We start from the raw sequence: 19787 nt of genomic DNA, 5'->3' as shown, positions 1-19787 counted from the left end.
AAGGAGTGCGGTTATGGCTGCCAAAGCCCCTCGCTATCAAATGATGGATATGGTTTCGGAAAGAATCAGACGTCTGCGTGAACGCTTCATAGCCACGGTACCCGAAATTTCGGCTCAACGCGCGCGAATCGTCACTGCCGCTTATGAAGATACCATGAATATGCCGGCAGTTCTGCGCAGGGGCGTCGTGCTGTCCAGAATCCTTGAAGAAATGGACATCTATATTGCCGATGACGAGCTGCTTGTGGGCGGCATGGCGGAGATGCCGCGCGGCGTACCGCTTTTCCCGGAGTATGCCGTTGACTTCATCATGAGGGAACTGGACGAATTCGAAACGCGCGTGGCGGACCGCTTTGTGCTGCCGCCTGAAACAAAAGAAGAGCTACGAAGGCTGCTGCCTCGCTGGGAAGGCGCCTGCCTCAATGATTACGCCTTCCCCCTGTTCAGCGAAGAAGGACGCAAGGCGGCCGGGAATTTCTGTTATCTGCTCACCGCCACACGCTCGGGCGTGGGCCACATGATCGTGGATTATGAATACTGGCTGCAAAAGGGCATTCCCGGCATCATAGCGGATCTGGAAGGCCTGCGCGACAGCGTGGACAGAATGGACCCGGAAGCCTGTGAACGTCTTGAATTCTATAAATCCGCCCTGCTCATGATGGCGGCTGCGCGGCGCTTTGTCCTGCGCTATGCGGCACTGGCGCACAGCCAGGCGGAGACGTGCGCGGGCGACGAACGCCGCCGGGAACTGGAGCTCATTGCCCAGACCTGTGAGCATCTTGCCGCGCACAAACCCGAAACATTCCGGCAGGCCTGCCAATCCTTCCTTTTCCTCCATCTGATTCTCCAGTTGGAGGCCAACGGCCACAGCGTCTCTCCCGGCCGTTTTGACCAGTATATGTATCCCTTTTTCAAGGCCGATCTGGAAGCGGCCCCCAACGCCGGAGAAATGGCGGAGGAACTGATCCACTGCCTCTGGATCAAATTGAGCGAAATCAACAAAGTCCGTGACAAGCTCAACTCCATCGCCTTTGGCGGCTATCCTATGTTCCAGCACATTACTTTGGGCGGCCAGGACAAGGACGGCAAGTGCGCGGTCAACGAACTTTCTTACATGTGCCTTGACGCTACGGCCAGGGTCGGGCTTTTTCAACCGTCCACGTCCATACGCTGGTTTTACGGTATGCCGGACGAGTTCCTGAATTTTGCCGTCAGAATCGCCTCCTTTGGCACCGGCATGCCGGCTTTCTTCAATGACGAGGTCTTGATCCCCAATATGTTGCAGTTGGGCTACAATCTGGAACAGGCCAGAGGATACGCGGTCGTCGGCTGCACCGAGGAAACAGTGCCCGGAGTTGCGGAACCCTGGTTGACCGGCGGTTTCTTCAATTTGGCGAAAATGATCGAATACACGATTTTCGACGGCATGGACATCACAACCGGCGAACAACAACAGTTCCGCACCGGAGCGGTGGAAGATTTCGGCAGCTTTGAAGACTTTGTGGCGGCGTACAAGAAACAGCTTGGCTACTACGTACGCCTGCACATCGCCTGCGACAACATTCTGGACATCGCCCACGCCAGGCTCATGCCCACAGTCTTTGAGGGCATCGTCATGCAGGGCTGCAAGGAGAGCGGCAAGAGCTCCATGCAGGGCGGCGCGCTGTTCAATTCCACGACCATCAATGCCGTGGGCATCGCCAATGTGGCGGATTCTTTGGCGTGCATTCGGCAGGCCGTCTATGAGGACAAGATCTTCACCTGGGCCGCGTTGAAGGACGCCCTGCGGGCCAACTACGTCGGGCATGAAAAAATCCGCGCCTACATGAAGAACAGAGTGCCCAAGTATGGCACGGACACCGAGGCTGTGGATGCCATCGGCAATGACATCGTCAATGAACTTTACGCCATCATTTCGCTGTACAAAAATCCCCGCAACGGCCCCTATCTCCTGGCCCTGTATAGTATATCCACCAATGTCATGGTCGCTGACCGCACCGGTGCCACTCCGGACGGACGTAAAATGGGCGAAAGCCTCGCCGACGGGGGCGTCTCCTGCTCTCACGGCGTGGATAAGGAAGGGCCCACCGCCCTGCTGAACTCTGTGGCAAAACTGGACCCCTACAAAGCCACGGGCAGCACCCTGCTGAACCTCAAACTCCATCCCAGCGTGTTCGAGGACGACAGAAATATCGCCAAAGTCAGTGCCCTGTTCAAAACCTTCTTCCTCAACAAGGGCCAGCACATCCAGTTGAACGTCGTGGATGCCGCAACCTTGCGCGACGCCCAAAAACACCCGGAAAAACATGCCTTCCTGACTGTGCGCGTGGCCGGTTTCAGCGTGTTCTTCACCACTATCGATCCGCGCACCCAAGAGGAAATTATCGCCCGCACGGAGCATTTCGGCTGATCCAATCCTGCTGAAAACAGAGCGGCTCGAGGGCAACCGCCATCCCGCCAAAAGATCAAGGAGCTTCCATGGAAGTCGGCATTTTCAATATCCAGCGCTTCAGTCTGCACGACGGGCCCGGCATCAGAACCATCGTCTTTTTCAAAGGCTGCCCCTTGCGTTGCGCCTGGTGCAGCAATCCGGAATCCCAGCAGGCAAAACCTGTTTTGATGTATTCTTCAAGAATCTGTGTAGGCTGCGGCAGCTGTGCTTCCGCCTGTCCCAAGGGCTTGATCGCAATGCGGGACGGGAGTCTGGCCATTGAACGCGATCAATGCGATGCCTGCGGTCTCTGTGCCGCAGCCTGTCCCTCCACAGCCCTGCGCCTCAGCGGCAAAACGATGTCTTTGGAAGAACTGTTCAGGGAACTAAAAAAAGACACGTCTTATTACCAGATGTCGTCGGGTGGGGTCACGCTTTCCGGCGGCGAGCCCTTTGCCCAGGGGGAACGCCTGCTGGACGTCCTTGAAGGGCTGAAATGCCTGGGACTCGGGACAGTAGTTGAAACCAGCGGTTTGGTGCCGCCTGATCTGCTGGCCAGATCCGTCCCGCTGGTGGATCAATTTTTGTTCGACTACAAACTGCACGACAGTAAAAAGCATGAGCTGTGCACGGGCGTCGGCAACAGCGCAATCAAGGTATCCCTGCGGCTCCTGCACGAACGCAATGCCGATATTCTGCTTCGGCTTCCCTTGATCCCGGGCATCAATATGGATGAGGAACACTTCGACGGCGTTTGCGCCACGGTCAACGAACTGCATATCAATGCAATGGAAGTCCTTCCCTATCACCAGTACGGGAAAGGCAAATACGGCGAGCTCGGCATGACCTATACGCTGAACGACATTGTGCCGCCGGAAAAGAAGACTCTGCGTCAGGTCAAAAAATATCTTGCCACGCGCACACGGGCCAGAGTGCTTTGAGTTCCGTGCGGGGCGCTTACACGCTCACATCGGCACCACCCCAAACCGGTGCCGGGTAGCCTCCCCAACGGTCCGCTCCGGCAAGCGGACAGAGATTGCTTCTTTCACAGGAAGCAAGAGGCCGGCTTTCCCAGGCGAATCGTCAGGAAAAGCCGGCCTGATTTTGGCTGACCTGAACATAAGTTAGAAAGATCTCCCAGCGGTCCAAAGAGATCTGAAAACCCCGCCTGATCAGACGGGGCTTTCAGATCTCGTCCTGTCAGACTCAAAAATTATCGGCCGCAAAGGTGCTGGGCACTTTCAACCCCTTTGCCCTGGCCAGCTCATAGGCGCACTCAATGCAGAGATTCTCCTGCCCTTCCGTGCAGCCGCGCTCACCCATGACCCTGATCACGTCTCTGGCGTCCACGCCGTAACGGGCGGCGGCGCGCTTGGCGAACAACAAAAAGCTGGAATACGTGCCGGCATAGCCCAGCATCAGGCTATCCTTGTCAAAGGCCATGGGGGAAATCATGCGGGTGAAAAGCGGCTTGACCACATCATCCGCCACATCCATGGCCTTATAGAGGTCTATGCCCGTCTGGCAGCCCATGCGATCCAGAACCGCAGCGAATATTTCCGTGGGGCAATTTCCCGCGCCGGCTCCCATGCCCTTCATGGTGCAGTCCACATGGGTGGCCCCGCCCTGAACCGCAGCTATGGAATTAGCCACCGCCAGCTGGAGATTGTTATGCCCGTGGAAGCCGATTTCTGTTTCAGGCTTCAGGGCTTCACGCATGGCCTTAGTCCGGTCATAGACCATATCCGGCAGCATAGATCCCCCGCCGTCCATGATATAGACGACTTTGGCCCCATAGCTTTCCGAGCGCTTGGCATAAAAAACGGTATCTTCAACGGACATGGCCGCCGGCCGGGGCAAGGTCGCCCGCGTTTCAAAACCCATTTCCGCAGCCATGCCGATATGCTGTTCCGCAATGTCGTTCTCCGTCATTTCGGTGCAGAATCTGGCGATGCTGACTCCGTGATCCCTGGCCGCCCTAAGCTCTTCTCTGGTGCCGATACCGGGAATGATGATGACGCTCAACGGCGTATTGCGCACGACCTTGCTTACGGCCTGAATATACTCCAGATCACTGGAGGCGGAAAAACCATACTGGAAAGAGCTTCCGGCCAGACCGTTGCCATGTCCGAACTCGATGGAGTCCACCCCCACCGTGTCCAGCTTCTCGGCGATGGCCGACATTTCCGAAGCATCGAGCTTATGGCGCAGAGCGTGCATGCCGTCGCGCAGACAAAGCTCAAGTATTTTTATTTTTTTCTTCATTTCTTTACTCCAGGTATTGCAAAGATATTCGGCTTGCCGCCGGGCTTTTCGGCGAATACGGATCAGAACTTATGCCCGGACAGCATAAGACCGGCTACCTTTTCGCCAACGGCGAGCGCGGCGCAGGTTTCAATATCCAGGTTGCCCGCATAGGTCGGCAGATAGTCGCCGCTGCCCTCTACTTCAACCATGATCATCAGTCTCTCTCCATCATAGTTGGGCGGGATCTTCAGCCTGTAGCCCGGCACATACTGCTGCACCGCGTGCACCATTTCCTCCACAGATTCCTGAAGTTCCTTTTCGCGGAAATCTTCAATCATGAGATAAATGGTATTGCTCATATTCATAGGCGGCTCGGCGGGATTGAGCAGAATAATGGCCTTGCCGGTGATGGCGCCTCCCACCTCCACAATGCCCTTGGCCGTGGTACGAGTGAACTCGTCAATGCTCTGCCTCGTCCCGGGACCCGCGCTTTTGCTGGCAATGACAGCCACGATTTCGCCATAGCGAACCGGCGTTACCCTGGAAATGGCCTTGACCATCGGAATGGTAGCCTGCCCGCCGCAGGTAATCAGATTGACATTGCGCGCCGCAAGATGTTCGTCATCCAGAGCTATGGCCGGACAACAATAGGGGCCGATGGCGGCGGGCGTAAGATCCACAGCGAACTTTCCCGCTTTTTCCAGTAGGGGGGCATGGGCCGTGTGCGCGGCAGCGGTGGTGGCGTCAAAAACAATCTTGATGTCATCGCGCAAAAGAATATCGGCAATGGAATTGGCTGAAGCTTCAAAGCCCAGTTTCCGGGCGAAGTCCAAACCTTTGGAACTGTCGTGATTGCCACAGACAAGTTTTAATTCAAGATTTTTGGCACGCGTGGCCATCTTATAAATCAGGTCGATACCTATGTTTCCCGGGCCGACAATAGCTGCCCCAATTCTGTCTTGAGACATACACACTCCTCGGTTGAATCAGACAAGTGCATTTTTCATAAGCCGTTATACGTTTCAGAATATTTCATGAGGTCACAATAAAATGAACTCCGCATCATCCATCAGAACGTTTAAGCGTAAAAAATTGCAATGCCTTTGCTGTAAAAAATCTCTCAATTATGAAACGCTCCACTTTCCTTTTTCATACACCTCCCCCCCACAGATTCCCTCAGTTTGGAAGTCCGGTAGCAAAGAGCATGCAAAAGTAAAGAAAAGGCATACGGCATCCCGATTTACAAATACGAAAAGAATGCTGACTGCTAAACACAACGGCAAAGCCCATTCCGGGCACAGATCACGACGGGATACAGAGAACCTTGCGGACGGGAGGAGAAAAAACGCGCTCTGGGAGGAGACGGATTGCATTTTTAAGTGCACATCAAGGTGCAGTGCACAGAAAAGATGCACCAAATTGTGCACTCGCCCGGAATGCGGCGTTCTATTTCTGATTGCTGTGTTCCGTCTGGGTGCCCACGACGCCGTTCGGGAAAATTCGTTTCAACCTGTGCTGCATTTGGCGTCGAGTCAGCCCCAAGTAGCGGGCGGTCTTACTGATGTTGTTTCCGTTGAGCTGAAGGGCCGATTTTATAATGCGCATGGTAAATTGTTCAAGATTAAAGCCCCGTTCCGGGAGGGATTCTGTTCCCACCCCATCCAGCGATTCTTGTTCATGTATCGGGATGCTTTCAAGCTTGGAAAAAGCGGGAGACAGGGATTCAACATCGGCCAGGGTGGCCTGTCTGCCCCGGGCTACAAGGCAGAGCAACCGGACGGTATTTCTGAGCTGGCGGACGTTGCCCGGCCAGGAAAACTGGCGCAACAGGTCTTCACCCTCCTTGCTGACGCCGGGAAAGCAGGTATTGCTTTCCTGCGCAAAGTGACGCCCGAACGCATAAACCAGGGGAATGATATCGTCTTTGCGCTCACGCAAAGGAGGTATGGTGATGACACCGGCGTTGATGCGGTAAAGCAGATCCCGGCGGAAGCGCCCTTTGGCGACTTCCAACTCAAGATCGCTGTTGGTGGCGGTAAGAATGCGGGAGCGCACCGGAAAAAGTGTATGCCCTCCGATTCTGGTAAATACCTTTTCTTCAAGAACACGCAGGAGTTTGCTTTGCAGATGCAGGTCCATGGTCCCGATCTCATCCAGAAATACGGTCCCATCCTGCGCCAGTTCAAAAATGCCGCTTCTCCCTGATGGGGAGGCTCCAGTGAACGCGCCTTTTTCGTAGCCGAAAAGCTCGGCTTCAATAAGCTGTTCCGGGAGCGCCGAGCAATTGATCGCGATAAAAGGCTTGCCCATGCCGTGGTGCCTGGCGATGTGACGGGCGAGCATCTCCTTGCCGGTGCCGGTTTCTCCACAGATCAAAATGGGCAATGAGCGATCCTGGGCGTAGAGCGAAGCCTTTTCAAGCGTAGCGCGCATGATGTCGGAAAATACATACAGCTGCAGTGGTTCCCCGCTTACCTGACAGCTGTTGACCGCAGGCATGGAGGCCTTGGGGGCGGACTTTTCAGTGCGGTTTTCTTTGTTTCTGCTCAGAATCTCTTCTTCACAGCGTCGCAACAGAGCTGCCAATTCACTGATATCCAAAGGTTTGGTAAAAAAATCACGGACCCCGTATTTCAGTGCTTTTATGGTATTTTCCGTATTGCTGAACCCTGTCACTACAATAATATCAATATGATGTCCGATGACTTGCTTCACGCGCCGGATGAATTCAATGCCGTCCATACGGGGCATTTGAATATCAGTGATGATAATATCCGGGGCTTCACGATAAAAGACATCTAAAGCCTCCTGTCCGCTATAGCAGACGGATGTTTCATAACCAAGCTGAATAATAAATTTTTCAAGGCTACTGACAAAATCTTTTTCATCATCAATCAGTAATATTTTCATTCCGAGGCTCCACTAAGGGTATGGTGACTTGAAATACACAGCCTCCGGCATATTTGTTAGATACTTCAATGTCGCCGCCGGCGCCATTGACGATGGCTTTACATATGGAAAGTCCTAACCCTGTCCCCTGGCCGATTTCTTTTGTTGTATAAAAAGGATCAAAAATGTGTGGAAAAGCGTTTTTATCAATGCCAGGGCCGTTGTCTTCCACCGTCAGCCAGGCGCTGTCATCCCGGCGCCTGGCTGTGACGATGATCTCCTTATAGCCGTATTCGCTGGCGTCCAGAGCCTGCCTTGAATTTACCAAAAGATTGATCAGTACCTGCTCCAGGCGGCCCAGGCCACAACCGACCATCAGAAGCCCTTCATGGCAGTTCACACCGACATGGATGCCATGCGCGCTGAATTGCTGTTCCAACAAGGTCATAACGTTGGTTATGGCCTCATTCAGATCACATATAGCGCTGTCCTGCTCACGCTCGTCCCTTGAAAAAATACGGACCCCTTCTATGACCTTGGCCATTCTGCCGGCCTGTTCGGAAATAATTCGAAACTGCTCTGAGTGATCCTCATCGCGTCGGGCCCAGCCTTTGGATTGCCCATACAGACAAGTATCAGCCACAACCTTAATAGTGCCCAAGGGTTGGGCGATTTCATGCGCCAATCCCGCCGCAAGAACGCCCAGCGCGGAAAGCCGGTCCGCGCGCAGCACTTTCATTTCATTTTCTTTGGCCTGGGCGATGAGACGACATTCTCGGGTAATATCAGTGAAAATAACCAGAATAGATTGAGCATCGCCCGAGTCTCTTTGGGCACTGCAGCGGAGATTGCGTGGTTCACTTCCATCTATGAGTAAAAATTCCACAGAGGGAGGATCGGGCAACATGGCATGAATCAATGGTTTGACAAAGGAAAGAAGCTTTTTCGCCTCGTCATCCGATGATTTTCCTACAAGACCGAGCAGATCTTTCAAAGCCGGTTTATGATTTCGAGGCAGGCCAAGAAGCTCTAGAAGCTTTGTATTGTAATATGTAATTCCATCATTATTGATGGCCAATATTCCTGTTTCATTGAAGTCATTGATCATCCGTCCTATGAAACGAAGTTTGTGCAATTCAGCTTCCGTTTGACGTATCTGTAAAATATCATATAGTGAATATATCTTTGCATACGATATTCCATTTAAATTATACAGATTTTTATAATCATTTTTATGCGTTTTTGCACGCTTTGCAATCATTTCCTGAAATCTTAGATCTTCTTCATTATCTATTTGCTTTGAACAGACATTAACAAATCCAATATCAAAACTATTAAATTTTCTGTTAACTTGGTGATTATATATGTCTTGCTTATCAGATAACAATTTTTCAACAGCGTCATTCCAAAAAACTATTTTTCCGTTTTTATCTGAAATATAAAATGGATCTTTGACAAAATTAAAAATTTCATTACGTTGCTTTATAATATTTTTATACAATATACATAATTCAATTATTGTGACATAACACAACAGAAAATTAATTATATTCTCAGACAGGCAGTCAGCTTTAATATATAATACGTATGAGAGGATATCTTGTGTATGTATCGGAAAATAAATTTCTGAAAAATCGGCACTTGTTATGAGAAAATATTTTTCTGATTTTATTTCATGCAGCTTAATTTCGTTAAACACCCTCTTTTCAAGTTCCGTAGTAAAAGTTTCATCTTGTTCAGGAATAGAATGACATATGGAAACACACGTAAAATTTTCTTCAGAATATATGATATTCAATAAGCAGCAACATCTACCATCTATTGTTTTTAATACAATTTCAGAACTTTTCTTAAAAAAAGAGGATAGTTTGAAATCTTCTAATAGCATATTTGCTATTTTATTTAGTGAGTTAAGCCCTGTATCCATAAAAATACACCTCCACAAGTTATATATTGCATAACATACTGCTTGAGATATTCAAAAATAATAGCTGACAATGAAATATAAAATTTTATATAAGAAATACTATCAACTGCCAGAACATTCAGTCTTCATGTAACCCGGCAGAATAGCAAATATTGTGCCACATATTTTTAAATAAAATGTACATAGTTATTTCAGTGAATATTCTGATATTTACTGTACATAAATATAAGATATTATTTTTATTACTGCATATAATATGTTAACATTTTTACATAGACTAAATTTAGTTGCATAATAAAATAACAATAAACTTAGCTTGACCGAGATATGTAGAATTATAAGAATGATTATAAAATAATTTTATAATTTTTTTAATAAATGCTGTCAATTCAGACAACAGTTGAAGACAGGTGGCTACTCAAGTTCCGGCCGGGTACGGTGCTGCCCCCTCAGACATTGCCGGGAGAGACGAATCCGTTTATAAGAAATCAGCACGGGTGATCCCGCGCCCGCCCACGGGCGAAATGTTTGCCCGGAAGAGCGCAAACCGTGCATCAATGCGTAGATTCGGACCCGATTGACGTTACACCCGAATATATAGCCCGATATCATATAGGAGATTAACATGCGTAATCTAATAGTCGTGGTATACGACACGGAATTCAAGGCTGAGGAAGTCCGTCTCGACTTCATTAAAATGCAGAAGTCCTACCTCGTTTCGCTTGAGGATGCCGTCATTGCTGAAAAGAAGCCGAACGGCAAAATCAAATTGCACCAGATGTACAATTTGACGGCGAGCGGCGCGGTCGGCGGCGGCTTCTGGGGAACGCTCATCGGCCTGATCTTTATGAATCCGCTGCTCGGCCTTGTGGTCGGCGCCGGAGCCGGTGCGGTTGCCGGGGCCTTGAGCGACGTAGGCATCAACGACAACTTCATGAAACAGCTTGCGGAAAAACTGACCCCCGGCACGTCCGCCCTGTTTGTGCTGGTCGATTCCACCCTGACGGACAAGGTGCTCGACGAACTGCGCGGCACCGGCGGCACCATCCTGCAATCTTCGCTTTCGCATGAAGACCAGGCCAAATTGCAGGCCGTTTTGGACAGCGCCCGCACAGCCCAGCAAGATGCCGAACCGGCCCAGGAAAACAAGTAAAACGTTCCCGTCAAAGGCCGCTCTCCCCGAAGGAGGGCGGCCTTTGATTCCACGACACGCTGCATTCATTTTCCGGCAGCAATTTCAGAACTGACCATGGCCGTGATCGCCGGCAACAGCGCGCGGCCATTTTTCATGGAACGGCTTTTCTCAGCTTCGGGCACAACACGGCCCGCGTTGCCTCAGAAAATTTTCCGGCCGTGTCTCCCCAACCTTTCCCGCACAAATCCCGCGAATAAGGGCGCTACGCCGCCCTTCCAGGCCGTGAAAGCCTTCTTCCAGACAGCTTGCTTTTACAATGAAGGCGGGTATGGTAAGGCAGAATAGGTAAAAAGCCGGGCCGATTCCGGCCCCGCGTCGCTTGTACCCCAAAAAGGAAGTCCCGCCATGTTGGATTTATTCAGTATACCGCATCTGCTCATGGTTCTGCTGGTTGTGATGCTGCTGTTCGGCACGAAAAAGCTGCCTGAAATCAGTGCCGGGCTCGGCAAGGCCATCAAAAACTTCAAACAGGCCGTCAACGAACCCGATGAAATAGATATCAGCCGCAAAAAAAGCGATACGAACAGGTCGGACAGTTAAGCGCATGCGGCGCTGTTCGTAACAGACCGAAAAGGCCCGGTGGTAAGCTCTCCGCCGGGCCTTTTCATGCGGAAAGCGCCGGAATGTTTTGAATCCCGGCGCTCTTCATCTTTTTACAGCATTTTGCGTTTGAAATGTTGCACATTTCAAACCCTACGTCGTCCGTGAGCGGACATCAGAGCAATCCACTCATTTCAAGAGTGAATTATTCTAGTTGTCTTCCGGTTCCGGCTCCTGGAAATCCGCCACCAGCGAACAAAGCCTGTTCAACATATCCAATGGTTGGGCCATCAGGTTTTCAACAATCTGGTTGAGAAAAAAGCCGTCCACCTCTTCTTCCTCATCAAAGTGGCGCATGAGGCAGGAAAGAATTTCAAGTTTGCCGCGCACCATATGCAGGGCTTTCTGCCAGTCTCCGGCGCCGCACTCCTCCAACAGGCACTTTTCCTCTTTCACGGCGAAGTCCGGAAGAAGGTAGGTACGGATCACGCCGGGCGCCCCTCCCGGCGTGGGGGAAGACGTGTCCGCCGCATTGCCGCCGTCCCGGCCTGCCGGGCAAAAGGCCAGCAGGGCCTGGGCGGTTTCTTGCAGCTTTGCGGCCAGCGCGCTGAAATCCGGAAGACTTGGGCGTGGGGAAGGAACGGGAGTCGAGAGAGATTGGGACATAAGGCGCTCCTGACGGTTTTTTTGATGAGAGCTCCCAAAATGAAAAGCTCCGGGTGCTCAAAACTGCCGTCAGACAGCGGGCTATTTCCCGGCAAGCCGGTATTGTATTTCGCCCACACCCGGAACATCAATGCAGGAAGCAGGCCCCAAAAGGGCACAAGAAAACCCACAAACTTTCGGGGTGGGAAACCGCTGACGGAAAAGGTGTTTTGAGCACCTTTTGGGAAAGAAGCACACTAAGAATCAAAGGTCAAGTCCGCTCGGAACGGGAAAAGACCCGCCCACTTTCCCGCCGCGCTTGTGCGTCAACTGGCCGTGCCGGAAAACTGCCTGGAAATGAACGTGGCATAATCGTCTGTCATGCCGGAAATGAAATCAAGGACGCGCAGATATGATTGATAGAGATCGTCGTCGTGCGTCGGAGCGTTCACGCCCATGAGATGCAGCGCCCGTTCCTCCTGATAGGTGAGACTGCGGTTCATTTTGACCTTGAAGCAGGACGGAATAAAGACGTCCAGAAGCCGCCGGTACAGATTGTACGCGCCCACCTCCAGGGAAATCTTCTGGTTATTGTTCAGGATCTTTTCAGTAAAAATCCTTTTCGCCCGCTCCAGATAGGCGGCGACGTCGCCTTCCGCGTGCTTGAGCAGGCTCCCCTTCAGGCCGCCCTCCATGATCTCAGCGTACTTGTCCTCAAAGGTCCGTCCCAGCGAGCGCACGATATGCGAAATCAGTTGCGCGCGGAGAAAGCCCGCCCGTCGCCTGTCGGAATCCATGGTCTTCTGCTTTTCCTCGTCAATGTTCAGGGACGCCTTCAACGGCTCCAGCACGTCGAGAATGTCCTCATACGAGATGATCCGCAGCTCCCGCGCGTCTTCCATGTCAATGATGCGGTAGCAGACATCGTCGGCGGCCTCCAGCAGATAAGAAAGCGGATGGCGGCGGAACCCGCCGCAACTGAGGCCCAGCGTTTCAAACACCTGACAGAAGATGCTTTTTTCAGCCGCATAATAGTTGAATTTTTTTGAATCGCTCCCCACAGCTTCATAGGAAGAGTTCGGATATTTGACCAGAGCGGCAATGACCGGAAAGGTCAGGCGGAACCCGCCGCGATCCTTGTTATTTTCAATCCGGTTGATCAGCCGGAAGCCCTGGGCGTTGCCGTCAAAGGTCTTAAAGTCGGTTTTTTCGTATTCCCTGAGTTCCTTCAGATAGTTGCCGCCGTTCTGCTCGTCCTTGAACCAGTCCTGGATGGCGGATTCCCCGGCATGCCCGAACGGCGGGTTGCCGATATCATGGGCCAGGCAGGCCGCCTGCACGATCTGTCCGAAATGCACCGGCGTGAAACCTTGGGGCATGTCTCCCCGCCCGGCTATCGCCTGCCCCGCCAGAATGCCCAGCGAGCGCCCCACGCAGCTTACTTCCAGGGAATGGGTCAACCGGTTGTGGATGTGATCGTTCCGGCTCAGGGGATGCACCTGCGTCTTTTTCGCAAGCCTGCGGAACGAACTGGAAAATACGATTCTGTCGTAATCCTGAAGAAAGGGATTCCTGTCGTCCGACAGCTCATAACAGCAGGTTCCCGTACTGGTTACCCGGTGCGGGGCGAGCAGTTTTTGCCATTGTTCCGCATACACAGTCATAAGCGCAGCCACCTCCGGCGACACGGGATATGTGGGGCAACGGTCCCCATGGCGTCAGCGCCAGCCTACACAATTTTCTTTTGTCCCGACAGAGGCTGTCTTTCTCTCTCACCGGCCGTCGGAAGCGGCGCGAACAGGCCCTAGAACAGATTAACTTTGAAATTTTACAAATTTCAAAGTTGGCATTCTGGCGAAAAACGTGGTTTTCGCCAGAATCCACGCCACTTCGTGGCGGCTGCCGCCTTCGCGTCAGCAGAGCAATTTCAAAGTGAAATTGCTCTAACGCCGTGGCGGGCAAAAAGACTATTATTCCACACAGTAAAAGAAATCTATCAGCACGTCGCGGAGATATTCATTGAGCATGCAAACAACATACAGGAAATTTTCTTGCCAGATATCCGGAGCAAGGCTACATAGGTAAGCATATAAATTGGGTGGAGCGTGGCTTTCTTCACACGCGGAGGAACCGTTGCGGGGGCTGCGGTGACTCTCGAAACGCCTGCGCAAGCCCGGTTCCGGAGTCATAATCCGCATTCTTACAAGGGAGTTGTGTATGTTCCGCACCATCATGTCCGCCGCCGCCATTCTGCTGTTCGGCGCATCCCTGGCTCTGGCCGCGCCCGTCACCCTGAAACTGGGGCATATTGCCGAGCCTGAAAATCCCTACGGCCAGGGCGCCGACCATTTCGCCAAACTGGTCAAAGAGCGCACCAACGGCGAAGTGGAAATCAAGGTCTACCCCTCCAGCCAGCTGGGCAATCAGCGCGACCTTGTTGAAGGCCTGACCTTCGGCACGGTGGACATGACCCTCACCGGCACCGCCGTGCTGGGCAATTTCGTGCCCGAAGTGGCGGTCTTTGACCTGCCCTTCATTTTCCGCGACGTGCAGCACGCCTACAAGGCCCTGGACACCGTGGGCATGGAACTGTGCAAAAAGGGCGAGGCCCGGGGCATGATCACCCTGGCGATCTGGGAAAACGGCGTGCGCCACATGACCAACAACGTCCGCCCCATTAAGACCCCCGAAGACATGAAGGGCCTCAAATTCCGCGTTATGGAACAGCCCGTGTACATTGAAATGATGAAGGCCCTGGGCGCGAGCCCCACCCCCATGGCCATGAGCGAGCTGTACACCGCCTTGCAGAAGGGCGTCATCGACGGGCAGGAAAATCCCCTGGCCCACATCGCCACCAAGCACTTCTATGAGGTGCAGAAATACCTCTCCCTCACCGGGCATACCTATGCCTCCGAGCCCGTGCTGATCAGCACCATCGCCTGGAAAAAGCTCAGCCCCGAACAGCAGCGGATCGTGCGCAAGGCCGCCGAGGACACCCGCGACTGGCAGCGCCAGCTCTGCCGCGACCTGGAAGGAAAATTCCTGAAGACCATCCAGGACAGCGGCAAATGCCAGGTCAACGAGGGTGTGGACAAGGAAGCCTTTGCCAGGGCCACGCGCAGCGTGTGGGACATCTATACCAAGCGCTTCGGCGACGACAACATCAAGGCCGTTCTGGCCGTGAAGTAAGCGGACATTTCTCGTTTTTACGGCGGCCTCCCCCGGAGCAAAGTAACTTTGAAAAGTTACTTTGCTCCGGGGGAGGCTGTCGCCGGACGGGGAAAGGACGCGGCGCGGCGACAGCCGGAGGGTTCCTATGATCGCATTGTCCAGATTTTTAGAAAAGATGCTCAAGGCCCTGGTGATCGTCGCCAATGCGGCCATGTTGCTGCTGGTGTTCGGGCAGGTCATCACGCGTTATGTGTTCGGCTGGACCCCGCATTTCGGGGAAGAGCTGGCGCGTTATCTCTTCGTCTGGGTGGTTTTTCTTTCGCTGCCGCTGGTGGCCCGTTACGGCGGGCATATGTGCATCGAAACCCTGACCAGCCGCGTCAAAGGCGTCACGCTGAAGACGCTGAATATCCTTGCCGACATTTTCTCCATCGCCTTTTTGTCCATCATGGTCTGGAACGGCGTTCGCATGGTCATGCTGGCCGATTTTCAGACCTCGCCGGCCATGATGATCCCCATGTCCTGGGTGTATGTGGTCATTCCGTTCGGCTGCGGCGTCATGCTGTTGTATGTTCTCGGCAACCTCATGCGCGTCCTCAAAACGCCCGCCGCGGAACTTAAGTAGGAGGCCGCCATGACATTGTGGGTTATCCTGACGTCCTTTGTGCTGATTTTGGCCACCGGAGCCTCCATCGGCGTGGCTTTGGGCCTTTCTTCGGCCATTGTGCTCTACGCCGTGCTGGATATGCCGCTCATCGTGGTGGTGCAGCGCATGTTCACCTCGGTGGATTCCTTTTCCTTCATGGCCGTGCCCTTCTTTATGCTGGCCGGGGCCTTCATGTCCGACGGGGGCGTGACCCGCCGCATCGTCGACTTTTCCATGGCCCTGGTGGGCGCGCTGGCCGGCGGCCTCGCCCTGGTGGTGGCCGTGGCGGGCATGTTCTTCGCGGCTCTCTCGGGCTCCTCGGCCGCCACCACAGCGGCCATCGGCGCGTCCATGATCGACGAGATGGAGCGGCGCGGTTATCCCCGCTCCTTCGCGGCGGCCGTGGTGGCCAGCGGCGGCACGGTGGGCATCGTCATTCCGCCGTCCATCACCATGGTGGTGTATGGTTCCATTGCCAACACCTCCATTGCCGACCTGTTCATCGCGGGTTTCGCGCCCGGCATTCTCATGGGCGTGAGCATGTGCGTGGTGAGCTGGGTCATTTCCAAAAGAAACGGCTATCAGGGCGAGGGGCATTTCTCGGTCATGCGCATTCTGCGTTCCTTCAGGGAATGCTTCTGGGCGCTGATGATGCCGGTGATCATTCTCGGCGGCATTTACACGGGCATTTTCACGCCCACGGAGGCCGCCGCCGTGGCCGCCGTGTACGGGGCCCTGGTGGGCTTTTTCATCTACAGGGAGCTGACCCTGGCCCATCTGCCCAAAACCCTGCTCAGCGCGGCCTACAACACTACGATGATCATGTTCGTGGTGGGCGCGGCCAATCTGTTCGGCTGGATTCTGACCAACGCCCAGGTGCCGCACATGCTGGCCCAGAGCTTCGCCACCCTCACCGACAGCCCCATTGTTTTCCTCATGCTGGTCAACGTGCTGCTGCTCTTCATCGGCACCCTGATCAACGCCTCGGCCGCGGTGGTCATTCTCACGCCCATTCTGCTGCCCGTGGCCACGGGCATGGGCATCGACCCCATGTTCTTCGGGGTGCTCATGGTGGTGAACCTGGCCATCGGCTGCATCACCCCGCCCGTGGGCCTGGACCTCTTTGTGGTGGCCTCCATCACCGGCCTGTCCATCGACAAGGTCACGGCCAAGGTCATGCCCTATCTGATCATGCTGCTGGTGGACCTGGTGCTGCTGACCTACTTCCCGTCCATCATCACCTTCCTGCCCGATCTGCTGCGCTGACGAAGAGTCGGCCGGAACAAGCGGGCTTCCCCCGCTGATGCGGGGGAAGCCCGCGACACAAAAAGCGGCGGGTTTCCCCGCCGCTTTTTTCTGGCATACGTATTCCGTCAACTTAGAGCAGATTACCTTTGAAGCGCTACATGTTTCAAAGGGGTCATTCCGGCAAAAAGCTCGGTTATCGCTACTGTCGATCCCCGTATGGCTCCGTTGTCGCCAACGGGGACAGCCCTTCGGGCTGCCTTCGGTCGCTTTGCCGGAATCCACGCCGCGTTGCTCTCGATGCCTGTACGCCCGCCGGGTCGGTCTTCGCGGCGCGCCTCACCGTGTTCGGCGTTAGAGCATTTCAATGTTGAAATGCTCTAGCATGAAAACGTGCTAATCGCACACGCCGGTGTGCTCCGGCCCTTCGGGAACCTGGCAGGCATTCTGCCGCTGGCCGGTGCCGCTGCATTCATAGCAGGCGGAACCGTCGTTATTCTTACCGCTGCCGTGGCAAACCGGGCAGGTGGTGTATCCATCATCTCTTTTTTCCGTCATGGTGCGTACCTCCGTATATATGTACGCTGCTGAATCAGCGTTGAAAGAAGTGTAGCACGCTTAACGGAAAAGACATAGCCCTGATTTCAGCCCTTCGCCGCCTGCCGCTCGTTATTCCCGGCGCTGGGGAAGAAACAGGTTGAGCAGCACCCCGGTCACGGCGGCCAGGCCGATGCCGCCCAGCTTGAAGCTGCCGATGCTGAACTGCATGCCGCCCACGCCGAAAATGATGATCAGTGCCACAATGACCATATTGCGCGCTTCCATCAGATCCTCGCGGGCCCGCACCAGAGTGTTCAGGCCCACCACCATGATGGCGCCGAAAAGCAGAATCATGATACCGCCCATGACCGGCGTGGGAATGGAGGCCAAAAAGGCCCCCAGCTTGGAAACGCAGGAGAGCAGAATGGCGCAGAGCGCGGCCCAGGTCATCACGGCGGGATTGAAGGCGCGGGTCAGGGTCACCGCGCCGGTGACTTCGGAATAGGTGGTATTGGGCGGGCCGCCCACGGCGCAGGCGGCCATGGTCGCCAGGCCGTCGCCGAGCATGGTGTTTTTGATGCCCGGATCCTTGAGATAATCCCGGCCCGTGACTGAGCTGATGGCGATGATGTCGCCGAAATGCTCAATGGCCGGGGCCAGGGTGATGGGAATAATGAAAAGAATGGGCTCCAGGGAAAATTCCGGAAAGGTGAAGGCGGGCAGGGCCAGCCAGGGCGCGGCCAGTACTTTGTCCCAGCCGCCCACGCCCAGCCAGAGGGCCGTGCTGAACCCCACGGTAATGCCGCAGAGAATGGGCACCAGGCGCAAAAAGCCCCGGCCCAGCAGGGAAACCAGCACCGTGGCCGCCAGGGAGGCCATGGAGATGATCATGGCCGTATTCTCCGGCACGAGCTGCTGCGCGCCGTCTCCGCTCTTGCCCAGGGCCATGTTCACGGCCACGGGCGCGAGCACAAGGCCAATGACCACAATCACCGGGCCGGTGACGATGGGCGGCAGCAGGCGCAGAATGATGCCCATGCCCCGCCAGCGGATCAGCAGGCTCAGAAGGACGTAGACCAGACCGGAGCAGAACAGCCCGCCCAGCGTCAGGGCCATGCCCCAGGTCTGCGCGCCGTAAATGATGGGCGCGATGAAGGCAAAGGACGAGGCCAGAAAAATGGGTACCTTGCCGCGCGTGCAGATCTGAAAGATCAGGGTGCCCACACCGGCGGTGAACAGGGCCACGTTACTGTTCAGGCCGGTGAGCAGCGGCACCAGCACCAGAGAGCCGAAGGCCACAAAAAGCATTTGCGCGCCCAGCAGGCAATCCCGCAGACGCAGATTATAGTTCGTGTCCATGTCGCCATGTTGCCCGCTGTCCGCATGCATGCGCCCGCTCCCGGTTATGGTCCGTCACAACGGCCCGGCCTGAGAAAGCCGGTCCGCTCTACTTGGTGCCGAAAATGCGGTCTCCGGCGTCGCCCAGGCCCGGAATAATGTAACCGTTTTCATTGAGGTGGTCATCGATGGCGGCGGTGTAGATATCCACATCCGGGTGCGCGGCCTCGACCCTGGCAATGCCCTCGGGCGCGCAGACCAGATTGAGACTGCATATCCGGCGGCAGCCGTGCTTTTTCAACAGGTCGATGGTGGCGATCAGCGAGCCGCCTGTCGCCAGCATGGGGTCCAGGATGATGGCCAGGCGCTGTTCCAGATCCTTGGCCAGCTTGACGTAGTATTCCACCGGCTCCAGCGTGCTTTCATTGCGGTACAGGCCCACCACGCTGATCTTCGCGCCGGGGATCATGTCCAGCACGCCGTCCATAAGCCCGAGCCCCGCCCGGAGGATAGGCACCACGGTCACTTTTTTGCCCGAAATGGCCTCCACTTCCACCGGCCCGGCCCAGCCCTGCACCACGTGCTTTTCCGTACGGAAATTTTTGGTGGCTTCATAGATCAGCAGGCGGGCCACTTCGTTGGCTACGGTGCGGAATTCGCGGGTGGAGGTGGACTCCATGCGCAGGATGCCCAGCTTATGGCGCACGAGAGGATGATCAACCACGTAGACGGCCATGCAGATCTCCTGTCAAGAGGTTGAAGTGATGATAATGGATTGTTTTTACTATAATTCTTAACTTGTTAAGCCTATGCCGTCAGTGAAAGCGTGTCAAGCCCGCACGACGCGGAACTTCCCTTCTTTTCTACGGTTCCCCGTCCCGGTTTACAGGCGCGGACTTTTGCGATAGCCGTTTACGCCGGGGCTGTTTCAAAACTCCCGCCAGGTAAAAACCCGATCATTCACGCTGCCCGA

The 19787-nt window shown here is 54.5% G+C and carries 17 protein-coding genes; 8 read left to right on the top strand and 9 right to left on the bottom strand.

Features of this window, described 5'->3' with window-relative positions:
• The first annotated feature begins 13 nt into the window (after window positions 1–13).
• On the top strand, window positions 14–2410 hold the full coding sequence (locus HMPREF0326_RS08445) for a glycyl radical protein (RefSeq protein ID WP_008684600.1): 2397 nt from the start codon (window positions 14–16) through the stop codon (window positions 2408–2410).
• Window positions 2411–2478: 68 nt separating this feature from the next.
• On the top strand, window positions 2479–3372 hold the full coding sequence (locus tag HMPREF0326_RS08440) for a glycyl-radical enzyme activating protein (RefSeq protein ID WP_008684601.1): 894 nt from the start codon (window positions 2479–2481) through the stop codon (window positions 3370–3372).
• A 265-nt stretch (window positions 3373–3637) separates the two neighbouring features.
• Here HMPREF0326_RS08440 and dmpG read toward each other — a convergent pair whose 3' ends face one another.
• From dmpG to HMPREF0326_RS16050, 4 genes are all read right to left on the bottom strand, one after another.
• On the bottom strand, window positions 3638–4696 hold the full coding sequence (gene dmpG, locus HMPREF0326_RS08435; RefSeq protein WP_020990434.1) for a 4-hydroxy-2-oxovalerate aldolase: 1059 nt from the start codon (window positions 4694–4696) through the stop codon (window positions 3638–3640).
• Window positions 4697–4758: 62 nt separating this feature from the next.
• Complete coding sequence (locus HMPREF0326_RS08430) at window positions 4759–5646, bottom strand: acetaldehyde dehydrogenase (acetylating) (RefSeq protein ID WP_020990433.1); 888 nt, start codon at window positions 5644–5646, stop codon at window positions 4759–4761.
• Between the two features lie 478 nt (window positions 5647–6124).
• Complete coding sequence (locus HMPREF0326_RS08425; RefSeq protein WP_008684604.1) at window positions 6125–7588, bottom strand: sigma-54-dependent transcriptional regulator; 1464 nt, start codon at window positions 7586–7588, stop codon at window positions 6125–6127.
• The gene (locus HMPREF0326_RS16050) at window positions 7569–9494 is read right to left on the bottom strand and encodes a sensor histidine kinase (protein WP_008684606.1); all 1926 of its coding nucleotides are present in this window, start codon (window positions 9492–9494) and stop codon (window positions 7569–7571) included. Before HMPREF0326_RS16050 ends, HMPREF0326_RS08425 begins: the two co-directional genes overlap by 20 nt.
• Before the next feature lie 625 nt (window positions 9495–10119).
• On the opposite strand from HMPREF0326_RS16050, the gene HMPREF0326_RS08415 reads away from it, so the two are divergent.
• Together HMPREF0326_RS08415 and tatA are read left to right on the top strand one after the other, a co-directional pair.
• Window positions 10120–10647, top strand: a complete 528-nt coding sequence (locus HMPREF0326_RS08415) for a DUF1269 domain-containing protein (RefSeq protein ID WP_009301789.1) — start codon at window positions 10120–10122, stop codon at window positions 10645–10647.
• Between the two features lie 387 nt (window positions 10648–11034).
• On the top strand, window positions 11035–11229 hold the full coding sequence (tatA, locus tag HMPREF0326_RS08410; protein ID WP_008684610.1) for a twin-arginine translocase TatA/TatE family subunit: 195 nt from the start codon (window positions 11035–11037) through the stop codon (window positions 11227–11229).
• A gap of 210 nt (window positions 11230–11439) precedes the next feature.
• On the opposite strand, the gene HMPREF0326_RS08405 is transcribed toward tatA, so the two are convergent.
• Entirely contained in the window at window positions 11440–11895 is a 456-nt protein-coding gene (locus tag HMPREF0326_RS08405) for a hypothetical protein (RefSeq protein WP_008684611.1), read from the bottom strand.
• A 305-nt stretch (window positions 11896–12200) separates the two neighbouring features.
• The gene (locus tag HMPREF0326_RS08400) at window positions 12201–13538 is read right to left on the bottom strand and encodes a deoxyguanosinetriphosphate triphosphohydrolase (RefSeq protein ID WP_008684613.1); all 1338 of its coding nucleotides are present in this window, start codon (window positions 13536–13538) and stop codon (window positions 12201–12203) included.
• A 156-nt stretch (window positions 13539–13694) separates the two neighbouring features.
• Here HMPREF0326_RS08400 and HMPREF0326_RS16755 point away from each other — a divergent pair, with 156 nt between their 5' ends.
• The 4 genes from HMPREF0326_RS16755 to HMPREF0326_RS08385 all read left to right on the top strand — a co-directional run bounded on the left by HMPREF0326_RS16755 (window position 13695) and on the right by HMPREF0326_RS08385 (window position 16957).
• On the top strand, window positions 13695–13955 hold the full coding sequence (locus HMPREF0326_RS16755) for a hypothetical protein (RefSeq protein WP_156896232.1): 261 nt from the start codon (window positions 13695–13697) through the stop codon (window positions 13953–13955).
• Window positions 13956–14091: 136 nt separating this feature from the next.
• Window positions 14092–15063: a TRAP transporter substrate-binding protein gene (locus tag HMPREF0326_RS08395; protein WP_008684617.1), complete on the top strand. Its 972-nt coding sequence runs from the start codon at window positions 14092–14094 to the stop codon at window positions 15061–15063.
• A gap of 127 nt (window positions 15064–15190) precedes the next feature.
• A complete protein-coding gene (locus HMPREF0326_RS08390) occupies window positions 15191–15670 on the top strand; it encodes a TRAP transporter small permease (protein ID WP_008684619.1) in 480 nt (159 codons plus the stop codon).
• Window positions 15671–15679: 9 nt separating this feature from the next.
• Window positions 15680–16957: a TRAP transporter large permease gene (locus HMPREF0326_RS08385; protein ID WP_008684621.1), complete on the top strand. Its 1278-nt coding sequence runs from the start codon at window positions 15680–15682 to the stop codon at window positions 16955–16957.
• A 375-nt stretch (window positions 16958–17332) separates the two neighbouring features.
• On the opposite strand, the gene HMPREF0326_RS08380 is transcribed toward HMPREF0326_RS08385, so the two are convergent.
• The 3 genes from HMPREF0326_RS08380 to upp all read right to left on the bottom strand — a co-directional run bounded on the left by HMPREF0326_RS08380 (window position 17333) and on the right by upp (window position 19550).
• Entirely contained in the window at window positions 17333–17494 is a 162-nt protein-coding gene (locus HMPREF0326_RS08380) for a hypothetical protein (protein ID WP_008684623.1), read from the bottom strand.
• Window positions 17495–17605: 111 nt separating this feature from the next.
• Entirely contained in the window at window positions 17606–18865 is a 1260-nt protein-coding gene (locus HMPREF0326_RS08375) for a uracil-xanthine permease family protein (RefSeq protein WP_008684624.1), read from the bottom strand.
• A gap of 58 nt (window positions 18866–18923) precedes the next feature.
• The gene (gene upp, locus HMPREF0326_RS08370) at window positions 18924–19550 is read right to left on the bottom strand and encodes a uracil phosphoribosyltransferase (RefSeq protein ID WP_008684626.1); all 627 of its coding nucleotides are present in this window, start codon (window positions 19548–19550) and stop codon (window positions 18924–18926) included.
• Window positions 19551–19787: the final 237 nt, after the last annotated feature.

The sequence above is a fragment of the Desulfovibrio sp. 3_1_syn3 genome, assembly GCF_000145315.2.
Lineage (GTDB): Bacteria > Desulfobacterota > Desulfovibrionia > Desulfovibrionales > Desulfovibrionaceae > Desulfovibrio > Desulfovibrio fairfieldensis.
The sequence above is the reverse complement of the archived record's forward strand: the minus strand, read 5'-3'. Positions and strand labels throughout refer to the sequence as shown.

Excerpts from the sequence above, each read along its gene's own strand:
- HMPREF0326_RS08445 (WP_008684600.1), top strand. The coding sequence starts at position 14 with ATGGCTGCCAAAGCCCCTCGCTATCAAATGATGGATATGGTTTCGGAA.
- HMPREF0326_RS08440 (WP_008684601.1), top strand. The coding sequence starts at position 2,479 with ATGGAAGTCGGCATTTTCAATATCCAGCGCTTCAGTCTGCACGACGGG.
- dmpG (WP_020990434.1), bottom strand. The coding sequence starts at position 4,696 with ATGAAGAAAAAAATAAAAATACTTGAGCTTTGTCTGCGCGACGGCATG.
- HMPREF0326_RS08430 (WP_020990433.1), bottom strand. The coding sequence starts at position 5,646 with ATGTCTCAAGACAGAATTGGGGCAGCTATTGTCGGCCCGGGAAACATA.
- HMPREF0326_RS08425 (WP_008684604.1), bottom strand. The coding sequence starts at position 7,588 with ATGAAAATATTACTGATTGATGATGAAAAAGATTTTGTCAGTAGCCTT.
- HMPREF0326_RS16050 (WP_008684606.1), bottom strand. The coding sequence starts at position 9,494 with ATGGATACAGGGCTTAACTCACTAAATAAAATAGCAAATATGCTATTA.
- HMPREF0326_RS08415 (WP_009301789.1), top strand. The coding sequence starts at position 10,120 with ATGCGTAATCTAATAGTCGTGGTATACGACACGGAATTCAAGGCTGAG.
- tatA (WP_008684610.1), top strand. The coding sequence starts at position 11,035 with ATGTTGGATTTATTCAGTATACCGCATCTGCTCATGGTTCTGCTGGTT.
- HMPREF0326_RS08405 (WP_008684611.1), bottom strand. The coding sequence starts at position 11,895 with ATGTCCCAATCTCTCTCGACTCCCGTTCCTTCCCCACGCCCAAGTCTT.
- HMPREF0326_RS08400 (WP_008684613.1), bottom strand. The coding sequence starts at position 13,538 with ATGACTGTGTATGCGGAACAATGGCAAAAACTGCTCGCCCCGCACCGG.
- HMPREF0326_RS08395 (WP_008684617.1), top strand. The coding sequence starts at position 14,092 with ATGTTCCGCACCATCATGTCCGCCGCCGCCATTCTGCTGTTCGGCGCA.
- HMPREF0326_RS08390 (WP_008684619.1), top strand. The coding sequence starts at position 15,191 with ATGATCGCATTGTCCAGATTTTTAGAAAAGATGCTCAAGGCCCTGGTG.
- HMPREF0326_RS08385 (WP_008684621.1), top strand. The coding sequence starts at position 15,680 with ATGACATTGTGGGTTATCCTGACGTCCTTTGTGCTGATTTTGGCCACC.
- HMPREF0326_RS08380 (WP_008684623.1), bottom strand. The coding sequence starts at position 17,494 with ATGACGGAAAAAAGAGATGATGGATACACCACCTGCCCGGTTTGCCAC.
- HMPREF0326_RS08375 (WP_008684624.1), bottom strand. The coding sequence starts at position 18,865 with ATGCATGCGGACAGCGGGCAACATGGCGACATGGACACGAACTATAAT.
- upp (WP_008684626.1), bottom strand. The coding sequence starts at position 19,550 with ATGGCCGTCTACGTGGTTGATCATCCTCTCGTGCGCCATAAGCTGGGC.